The sequence below is a fragment of the Lysobacter antibioticus HS124 genome, assembly GCF_000336385.2.
GTDB lineage: Bacteria > Pseudomonadota > Gammaproteobacteria > Xanthomonadales > Xanthomonadaceae > Lysobacter > Lysobacter firmicutimachus.
The window spans coordinates 67,398-76,811 of record NZ_HG424569.1 but is presented as its reverse complement, the minus strand read 5'-3'; the positions used below and the strand labels follow the sequence as shown (position 1 = coordinate 76,811).

General features: G+C 68.2%; 7 protein-coding genes and 1 pseudogene. 7 read left to right on the top strand and 1 reads right to left on the bottom strand.

Features of this window, described 5'->3' with window-relative positions; translation table 11 throughout:
• From TX83_RS23510 to TX83_RS19640, 3 genes and pseudogenes are all read left to right on the top strand, one after another.
• Positions 1 to 222 (top strand): annotated as a pseudogene (locus tag TX83_RS23510) (hypothetical protein); the annotation flags it as partial.
• Positions 219 to 692, top strand: a complete 474-nt coding sequence (locus tag TX83_RS19645; protein ID WP_079248342.1) for a GNAT family N-acetyltransferase — start codon at positions 219 to 221, stop codon at positions 690 to 692. The pseudogene TX83_RS23510 and the gene TX83_RS19645, both read left to right, overlap by 4 nt.
• A 403-nt stretch (positions 693 to 1,095) precedes the next feature.
• Positions 1,096 to 3,183 (top strand): phosphocholine-specific phospholipase C, encoded by a 2,088-nt coding sequence (locus TX83_RS19640; RefSeq protein ID WP_075575280.1) that lies wholly within the window; start codon positions 1,096 to 1,098, stop codon positions 3,181 to 3,183.
• 897 nt (positions 3,184 to 4,080) lie between these two features.
• On the opposite strand, the gene TX83_RS19635 is transcribed toward TX83_RS19640, so the two are convergent.
• A complete protein-coding gene (locus TX83_RS19635; RefSeq protein ID WP_064749682.1) occupies positions 4,081 to 4,680 on the bottom strand; it encodes an NUDIX hydrolase in 600 nt (199 codons plus the stop codon).
• Positions 4,681 to 4,878: 198 nt separating this feature from the next.
• Here TX83_RS19635 and TX83_RS19630 point away from each other — a divergent pair, with 198 nt between their 5' ends.
• The 4 genes from TX83_RS19630 (at position 4,879) to TX83_RS19615 (ending at position 9,335) form a co-directional block, all read left to right on the top strand.
• Positions 4,879 to 6,360: an amino acid permease gene (locus TX83_RS19630; RefSeq protein ID WP_064749681.1), complete on the top strand. Its 1,482-nt coding sequence runs from the start codon at positions 4,879 to 4,881 to the stop codon at positions 6,358 to 6,360.
• Positions 6,361 to 6,612: 252 nt separating this feature from the next.
• Positions 6,613 to 8,040: an amino acid permease gene (locus TX83_RS19625; RefSeq protein ID WP_064749680.1), complete on the top strand. Its 1,428-nt coding sequence runs from the start codon at positions 6,613 to 6,615 to the stop codon at positions 8,038 to 8,040.
• A gap of 102 nt (positions 8,041 to 8,142) precedes the next feature.
• Entirely contained in the window at positions 8,143 to 8,781 is a 639-nt protein-coding gene (locus TX83_RS19620; RefSeq protein WP_064749679.1) for a methylthioribulose 1-phosphate dehydratase, read from the top strand.
• Positions 8,778 to 9,335: a 1,2-dihydroxy-3-keto-5-methylthiopentene dioxygenase gene (locus tag TX83_RS19615; protein WP_064749678.1), complete on the top strand. Its 558-nt coding sequence runs from the start codon at positions 8,778 to 8,780 to the stop codon at positions 9,333 to 9,335. Before TX83_RS19620 ends, TX83_RS19615 begins: the two co-directional genes overlap by 4 nt.
• Positions 9,336 to 9,414: the final 79 nt, after the last annotated feature.

Sequence of the window (9,414 nt, the reverse complement as noted above, 5' to 3'; positions counted from 1 at the left end):
CCGCACGAACTGCGCGAATTCGTCATCGCGCACGAGCACAACCTCGACTTCTCCGGCGGCGAGCCCTCCGACGCGCAGGCCATGGAGGCCCTGTCGCGCGAGGCCGAGCAGCGACGCCGCGACGAACGCGCGCGCTGGGACGCGCTTCGCGCCGAGTACCGATCCGATCCGTCCGTCGCCGCGTGGATGACGCGCTACGGCCGCAGCCAGGAGTGGCCATGAACGACGCCTCCCCCGCCCCCGACTACCGTTTCGCCGCCGCCGGCGCCGCCGACCTGGAGCGGCTGATGCCGGTACTGCGCGAGTTCTACACGGTCGAGCACCTGCCGTGGAACGAACCGGCGCTGCGGCAGGCGCTGCTGACCCTGGTGTCGGACCCGAACGCGGGCCGGTTGCGGCTGATCCTGCGCGACGGCGCGATAGCCGGCTATTTCGTCCTCGGCTTCTGCTTCAGCCTGGAGTTCGGCGGACGCTACGGCCTGCTCGACGAATTGTTCGTGCTGCCGGCGCACCGCGGCGGCGGGCTGGCCAAGCGCGCCCTGGCCGAGATCGAGGCCCTGTGCCGGGCCGAAGGATTGGGCGCCTTGCGGCTGGAAGTGAACGACGACAACGCCCACGCCCGCGGCATCTACGAGCGCGCGGGCTACCGCGCGCATCCGCGCCGGCTGATGACCAAGTGGCTGCGCGACTGAGCCATGCGCCGCCTGCCCGCGCCGCATCCGGGGCGCAGCGGCGCAAGCGGCCTTTGTAGGAGCGGCGTGAGCCGCGACCGCCGAAGCGGTGCGATACCGCGCTCCTTCCGAAGCATCAGACCCGCCCGTCTTAGCGAAACCGGCGGCCGCATCCGCCCGGGCTTCGGCCGGCCGCGCTCGCGATCACCGCAGCGGTGGTCGCGGCTGACGCCGCTCCTACAAGAGCCGCCCAACGCTTCGCGCGACCGCATTCACAGAATTTCGCGGCCAAATTATCCGCCGCGGCTTGCGGAAACGTGATCCCGCTCGCGCGCGCAGGGCTGCCACGAACCTGCAATCTGCGCCTCTCAGGCTAGTCTTTTTCCCGCGGCAGCCCGCCGCCCGCCCAGCCAGGAGCCCGGCCTTGGTCACCTCCACTCGTCGCGATTTCCTCAAGCTCGCCGGCTCCGCCGCCGCGCTGAGCCTGCTGCCGCCCACCATCCGCGCCGCGCTCGCCACTCCGGCCGCGCGTGTCACCGGCACTATCCAGGACGTGCAGCACGTGGTGATCCTGATGCAGGAGAACCGCTCCTTCGATCATTACCTCGGCGCGCTGCGCGGCGTGCGCGGCTTCGACGATCCGCGGCCGATTCCGCTGCCCGGCGGCAAGACGGTGTGGGAGCAGCCCAAGTCGGCGACCAATCCGCAACCGGTGCTGCCGTTCCACCTCGACACCATGCGCACCGCCGCGCATTGCATGGCCGACATCGACCACAGTTGGAAGGGCTCGCACGCCCGCTGGAAGGACTACAACGCCTGGGTCGCGACCAAGGGCTCGATGTGCATGGGCCACTTCCGCCGCGAGGACCTGCCGTTCTACTACGCCCTGGCCGACGCGTTCACGGTCTGCGACGCCTATTACTGCTCGCACCACGGCCCGACCAATCCCAACCGCATGCACCTGTTCGCCGGCACCAGCGGCATGACCGTCGGCGACTTCGGGCCGCAGGCGGTCAACAACGCCGACGACGGCAACTGGACCGGCGACATGGCGCGCGACAACCCGAACTTCGCCGGCCATCGCTGGACCACCTACGCCGAACGGCTGCAGAACGCCGGCATCCCGTGGCGGGTGTACCAGGAGCACGACAACTACGGCGACAACTCGCTCGCCTACTTCGCCAAGTTCCGCAAGCTGGACACCGCTTCGGAGCTGTACAAGCGCGCCCGCGCCATCGTCCCGGGCTCCAACGAAACCAATGCCAAGAGCTCGCGCGGCGAACACCTGATCGCCGAGTTCGCCAAGGACGTGCGCGAAGGCACCCTGCCGGCGGTGTCGTGGATCGTGCCGTCCTACATCATGAGCGAGCATCCGGAAGCGACCCCGGCCTACGGTGAGTCGCTGACCGCGCGCCTGCTGGCGGCGCTGGTGGCCAATCCCGAGGTCTGGTCCAAGACCGTCTTCATCATCAACTACGACGAGAACGGCGGCTTCTTCGACCACGTTCCGCCGCCGCTGCCGGCGATCACGTCCAGCCTCGGCAAGAGCACGGTCGACACCGCGACCGAAAACTACAAGGGCATCCCGGTCGGGCTCGGCATCCGCGTGCCGATGTTCGTGATCTCGCCGTGGAGCAAGGGCGGCTGGGTCAATTCGCAGGTGTTCGACCACACTTCGGTGCTGCGCTTCCTGGAAGCGCGCTTCGGCATCGCCGAACCGAACATCAGCGCCTGGCGCCGCAGCGTCGCCGGCGATCTCAGCACTGCGTTCGATTTCGCCAACCCCAATGCGCAGTGGCCGACCCTGCCGGACACTTCCGGCGCGATGAGCGGCGCCGACGCCAGCTGCAAGCTCAGCGCGCCCAAGCCGCCGAGCAAGCCGTCGATGCCGCGCCAGGAGCGTGGCGCGCGGCCTGCGCGGGCGCTGCCGTACGAACTGCGCGTGGACGGGCGGATCGAAGCTTCCAGCGGCCGCTACTGGCTGGATTTCGGCAACGACGGCGTCGCCGGCGCCTGCCTGAACGTGTACGCCGGCAATCGCAGCGACGGGCCGTGGTACTACACCCTGGACGCGAACACCGCGCTGTCGGACTACTGGAGCGCGCGCCAGTACACCCAGGGCATTTACGACTTGGCCGCCTATGGTCCGAACGGATTCCTGCGGCAGTTCCGCGGCGATCTGAACAAGGCGCTGTCGGCGACCGGCGCCAATCCGGAAGTGATCGTGCGCCACGATGCGATCGGCGAACTGCTGAGCCTGGAATTCGTCAACACCGGCCGCGCGACTTGCCGCCTGACCCTGCGCCCGAACCACTACAGCGATGCGCCGGCACGCCATTACGACCTCGCCCCGGGCGCACGGGTGCGCGATCACTGGCCGCTGGCGACCAGCCGGCGCTGGTACGACTTCAGCGTCACTTGCGATACCGATGCCCGTTATCTGCGCCGCATCGCCGGCCATGCCGAGAACGGCAGCCCGGGCGTCAGCGATCCGGCGATCGGGCGGGGCTGAGCGTCGGCACCCGGTTTTGCGATGCGACCGTTCGACACGACGGTCGCGACTCGCGTCGCTCCTACCCCTGATGACGCCGCTTCCTCGTAGGAGCGGCGTGAGCCGCGACCGCCGCAGCGGTGGACACAAGCGCGGCGCCGGCGAAGACCGGCAACGCGGCAACGACGGGTGAGTTTTTGTCGATCCGCCGCTGCGGACGGTAACGCGGTATCGCACCGCTGCGATGGTCGCGGCTTACGCCGCTCCTACAGGCGACCACGCCGCTTTGGGGTGAAGACGGCCAAACTGGAAATATGGCGGTCGCGACTCGCGTCGCTCCTCCCCTGACGACGCCGCTTCCTTGTAGGAGCGGCGTGAGCCGCGACCACCGAAGCGGTGGACGCAAGCGCGGGCCCCGGCGAAGACCGGCAACGCGGCAACGACGGGTGAGTTTTTGTCGATCCGCCGCTGCGGACGGTAACGCGGTATCGCACCGCTGCGATGGTCGCGGCTTACGCCGCTCCTACAGGCGACCACGCCGCTTTGGGGTGAGGACGGCCAAGCTGGAAATATGGCGGTCGCGACTCGCGTCGCTCCTACCCCCGATGACGCCGCTTCCTTGTAGGAGCGGCGTGAGCCGCGACCGCCGAAGCGGTGGACGCAAGCGCGGCGCCGGCGAAGACCGGCAACGCGGCAACAACGGGTGTGTTTTTGTCGATCCGCCGCTGCGGACGGGAACGCGGTATCGCACACCGCTGCGATGGTCGCGGCTTACGCCGCTCCTACAGGACAACCACCTCGCTCCTACAGGGCAACCACCTCGCTCCTACAGGGCAACCACGCCGCTCCTACAGGCAGACGCCGCCGCTTGCTACAGGCGAGCCGCTGCGGCGCTGGCGCAGCGGCCGGCCGCGATCCTCACCCCCGCGCCAGCCACTTGCGCGCCATGCGCCGCATCGATTCGTCGCTGGTCGGGTCGGCCAACAGCTCGGCGATGTCGCGCCAGGCCAGGTCCAGCGATTCCTCGCTGACCACGTAGTCTTCGTTGTCGCTGGCGCGAACCACGTAGCGCAGGTCGTAGTGCCAGTGCCCGGGGACTTCGTGGCGGGCCGGGATCCAGTGCCGGTCCAGGTCGAACAGTTCCGGCTCCACGCTCAGTCCGGTCAGGCCGGACTCTTCCTCGGCCTCGCGCAGGGCGACCTGGGCCAGGTCGCGGTCGCCGTCGGCGTGGCCGCCGAGCTGCAGCCAGCGGCCGAGCTTGCGATGGTGGGTCAGCAGCACGCGCCGGCCGGCGCGGTCGATCAGCCAGGCGCCGCCGGTGAAATGGCCGGCCAGACGCTCGCGCAGGAAGGGGTCGCCGGGTTCGGTGGCGCCGTCCGGCGCCGTCTCTCCGCCGTCGGCTTCGGTGAGCAAGGCCAGAAACGGCAGCGTATGTTCGGCTTCGTCGGGCCATTGGCGCGCGTACAGGTCGAGATTGGAACGCAGCTGACCGATCGAGTCCGAATGTTTCACAGGCATACCGAAAAAAGCACAGGGCGCAGAGCCGGGACCGTGATTATCGCCGCAAAGGCCATGACCGGCTCCGCTTGCCGCCCGTTTCCGCACTGGGTTAAGGTGGCCCGCCGCCCCGCTCCGGGAGTCGGTCATCCATCGTCGTCGCAGAACGACGGGCACAGATCACTTCAGATCACTTCTTACGAGAGAGAGGGGAGTTCGATGTCGAGAGGCCTGTTCATCACCAAGCCCGTGGCGCCGGCCGGCCACGTGGACGCCGGCGAGCCCGTGGAGGGCAGCCTCGAAGGCGAAGCCACGCTGAAACGGTCGCTGACCGCGACCCAATTGGTGATGCTGGGCATCGGCGCGGTCATCGGCGCCGGCATCTTCGTCCTTTCCGGCCACGCCGCCGCCGAACACGCCGGCCCGGCGATCGTGCTGAGCTTCATCATCGCCGGCTTCGCCTGCGCCCTGGCCGGCCTGTGCTACGCCGAGTTCTCGGCCATGCTGCCGGTCTCGGGCAGCGCTTACTCCTATTCCTACGCCACCCTGGGCGAGTTCGTGGCCTGGTTCATCGGCTGGAACCTGGTCCTGGAGTACCTGTTCGCCGCCTCGACCGTCGCGGTCGGCTGGTCGGGCTACCTCAACAGCCTGCTGACCAGTTTCGGCGTCGGCCTGCCGACCTCGCTGTCGGCGGCGCCGCTGAACGTGGTCGATGGCGCGATCGTCTACACGGGCGGCCTGGTCAATCTGCCGGCGGTGGCGATCGTCGCCGCGCTCAGCGGCCTGTGCTACGTCGGCATCACCCAGTCGGCCTTCATCAACTCGATCATCGTCGCGATCAAGGTCGTGGTGATCACCCTGTTCGTGGCCTTCGCCGCGAAGTACGTCAACCCGGACAACTGGGTGCCGTTCATTCCGGAGAACCAGGGCCCGGGCAAGTACGGCATCGACGGCATCGTCCGCGGCGCCTCGGTGGTGTTCTTCGCCTACATCGGCTTCGACGCGGTCTCCACCGCCGCCGGCGAGGCCAAGAACCCGCAGCGCGACATGCCGATCGGCATCCTCGGCTCGCTGGTGATCTGCACCATCATCTACATCATCGTCTCCGGCGTGCTGACCGGCCTGCTGCCGTACCACATGCTGAGCACTCCGAAGCCGGTGGCGACCGCGCTGGAGGCCTATCCGGCGCTGGGCTGGCTCAAGCTAGCGGTCGAGATCGGCGCGATCGCCGGCCTCAGCTCGGTGATCCTGGTGATGCTGATGGGCCAGCCGCGCATCTTCTATTCGATGGCGAAGGACGGCCTGCTGCCGCAATTGTTCGCCAAGGTCCATCCGAAGTTCCAGACCCCGTACATGGGCACGATCATCGTCGGCGTGTTCGCCTGCATCCTGGCCGGCCTGCTGCCGATCGGACTGCTCGGCGAACTGGTCTCGATGGGCACCCTGCTCGCTTTCGCCACCGTCTGCATCGGCGTACTGATCCTGCGCAACACCCGCCCCGACCTGCCGCGTCCGTTCCGCGTGCCGCTGGCCGTGGTGGTTTGCCCGCTCGGCGCCGCGGCCTGCCTGTACCTGTTCTGGAAGCCGTTCTCGGAGCACTGGCACCTGATGACCGGCTGGACCGTGATCGGCCTGCTGATCTACGCCTTCTACGGCTACAGCCACAGCAAGCTGCGCAGGGCGGCGGGCGGCAAGGCCTGAACCCGGCGCATTCATGATTCGAGGCCGGCGGACACCTTCCGCCGGCCTTTTTCCTTTCCACGCACAGACGTTTCCACCGCAGCGACCGGCTCGCCGTTCGGGCCCGCTCCTCGAAGCCGTCGTTCCCGCGAAAGCGGGACTCCAGGGCTTCGCCGGGGCACGACTTCGAAGTCTTCGGATTCCCGCCTTGACGGGAATGACGGGACGCAGGGGATCCGGATCGCGGACACACGCAACACCAGGACGAACCCCATGCTGGAACAACTCCGGGCGACCAAACACCCGCACGCTGCCCACAGCGACGCCGACGGCCTCAGCCTGCACCGCACCCTCGGCCCCTGGGGCCTGACCGCGCTCGGCATCGGCGCGGTGATCGGCGGCGGCATCTTCGTCATCACCGGCAAGGCCGCGGCCGAACACGCCGGCCCGGCGATCATGCTGTCCTTCGTCCTGGCCGCGATCTGCTGCACCTTCTGCGCCCTGGCCTACGCCGAGTTCGCGGCGATGGTGCCGGTCTCCGGCAGCGCCTACACCTACACCTACGCCACCCTCGGCGAACTCTCGGCCTGGTTCATCGGCTGGATGCTGATACTGGAGTACGGCGTCTCCGCCTCGGCGGTGGCGGTCAGTTGGACCGGCTACTTCCTCAGTTTGTTGCAACACTTCGACATCACCCTGCCGGCGGCGCTGGTGCAGGCGCCGCTGGACGCCAAGCTGCGCCCGACCGGCGCGATCGCCAACCTGCCGGCGGCGGCGATCGTGCTGCTGCTGACCTGGCTGTGCTACGTCGGCATCCGCAAATCCTCGGCCATGAACATGGCGATGGTGTTGCTGAAGTCGGGCCTGATCGTGCTGGTGATCGCGGTCGGCTGGAAGTACGTGAACCCCGAGCTGTGGACCCCGTTCATCCCCGAATCGCAAGGGCACGGCAAATACGGCTGGGAAGGCGTGCTGCGCGGCGCCTCGATGGTGTTCTTCGCCTATATCGGCTTCGAGGCGGTGTCGGTGGCGGCGCAGGAATCGCACAAGCCGCAGAAGGACATGCCGATCGGCATGATGGCCTCGCTGGCGATCTGCACCGTGCTCTACATCGGCATGGCCGCGGTCATGACCGGCCTGGCGCCCTACACCACCCTGGGCACCGACGAGCCGGTGGTCACCGCGATCGCCGCCCATCCGGCGCTGAACTGGCTGCGCGTGGTGGTCGAGGTCGGCGCCCTGGTCGGCCTGTCCTCGGTGGTGCTGGTGATGATCATCGGCCAGCCGCGCATCTTCATGATCATGGCCCGCGACGGCCTGCTGCCGCCGGTGTTCACCAAGATCCATCCCAAGTACCGCACCCCGCACATCAATACCGTCATCACCGGCATCGGCATCGCCCTGCTGGCGGCGCTGTTCCCGCTCGACATCCTCGGCGACATGACCTCGATGGGCACCCTGATCGCCTTCGCCGCGGTCTGCGCCGGCGTGCTGATCCTGCGCCGCACCCAGCCCGACCTGCCGCGCCCGTTCCGGATTCCGTTCGCCTGGCCGATCTGCCTGGCCGGCATCGTCAGCTGCCTGATCCTGCTGTCGACCATGAGCGCGCACAACTGGATGCTGATGGCGGTCTGGACCGCGGTCGGGATCTTGGTCTACTTCCTGTACGGCTTCCGCCACAGCCGCCTGCGCAAGGCCTGAACGGCACTGCGCGGGCCCGCGGCAACGCTGTGTTGCCGCCAGCCGGGGCAAACCCACGGCGACCGGGCCGCCCCGGTCGCCGTTTGTTTGTAAACTGAGACCATGAACAGCCCCCTGCCCTACGACCCCCAGCACCTGTCGCACTGCGCCGGCGAGATCATCGTCAATGTGCGCGAGCTGGCCCAGCGCGGCTGGACTCCGGCCACGAGCAGCAATTTCTCGCGCCGGATCGACCAGTCCCACGTCGCCATCACCGTGTCCGGCCGCGACAAGGGCCGCCTGACCGAGGCCGACATCATGGTCGTGGACCTGGACGGGCAGCCGGTCGCCACCGAGCACCGCCCCTCGGCCGAGACCCTGCTGCACACCCAGCTGTACAAGCGCTACCCCGAGGTCGGCTGCGTCCTGCACACCCATTCGCAGACCCAGACCGTGGCCTCGCGCCTGTTCGCCGGCCAGGGCCACGTGCATCTGGAGGGCTACGAGCTGCTCAAGGCCTTCCGCGGCACCACCACCCACGAGACCGAGCTGGACCTGCCGGTGTACCCGAACACCCAGGACATGCCGACCCTGGCCGCCCAGGTCGACGCCACCCTCGACCGCCAGCCGATGTGGGGCTATCTGATCGACGGCCACGGCCTGTACGCCTGGGGCCGCGACATGGCCGAGGCCCGGCGCCACCTGGAGGCGTTCGAATTCCTGCTCGGATGCGAACTGGAACTGAGGAGACTGCAGCGATGAGCCGCCTGCGCATTTTCGCCGAGGACGAGCCCGGCACGCCGACGCTGAGCACCAACGATCAGGCGCAGATCGCACGCGAACTGGCCAAGATCGGGGTCGGCTTCGAACAGTGGCAGGCCGCCCAGCCGGTCAAGCCGGGCGACACGCCGGAAGCGATCATGGCCGCCTACCGCGCCGACATCGAGCGCATCACCGCCGAACGAGGTTTCAAGACCGTCGATGTGGTCAGCATCGCCCCGGACAATCCGCAGCGCGAGGCGATGCGAGGCAAGTTCCTCGACGAGCACTACCACAAGGAAGACGAAGTGCGTTTCTTCGTCGCCGGCTCGGGCCTGTTCACCTTGCACGTCGAACCCAACGTGTACGAGATCAAGTGCGAGCAAGGCGACCTGATCTCGGTGCCCGACAGCACCCTGCATTGGTTCGACATGGGCCCGGAGCCGAGCTTCGTCGCGATCCGTTTCTTCACCGAGCCGGACGGTTGGGTCGGCTATTTCACCGGCAGCGACCTGGCCCAGCAGTTCCCGCGCTACGAGAAGGGACAGGCGGGCTGAGAGCGGGGAACGAGTAGCGAGCGTCCTGCGCCGCTCTCTGATCGCGACTCGCAATTCGCCTCCGCTTCGTTTCTCCCAA

Bases quoted from the DNA above. Each gene is read 5' to 3' on its own strand.
- TX83_RS19625 (WP_064749680.1), top strand. From the start codon at position 6,613: ATGCTGGAACAACTCCGGGCGACCAAACACCCGCACGCTGCCCACAGC.
- TX83_RS19635 (WP_064749682.1), bottom strand. From the start codon at position 4,680: ATGCCTGTGAAACATTCGGACTCGATCGGTCAGCTGCGTTCCAATCTC.
- TX83_RS19645 (WP_079248342.1), top strand. From the start codon at position 219: ATGAACGACGCCTCCCCCGCCCCCGACTACCGTTTCGCCGCCGCCGGC.
- TX83_RS19615 (WP_064749678.1), top strand. From the start codon at position 8,778: ATGAGCCGCCTGCGCATTTTCGCCGAGGACGAGCCCGGCACGCCGACG.
- TX83_RS19620 (WP_064749679.1), top strand. From the start codon at position 8,143: ATGAACAGCCCCCTGCCCTACGACCCCCAGCACCTGTCGCACTGCGCC.
- TX83_RS19630 (WP_064749681.1), top strand. From the start codon at position 4,879: ATGTCGAGAGGCCTGTTCATCACCAAGCCCGTGGCGCCGGCCGGCCAC.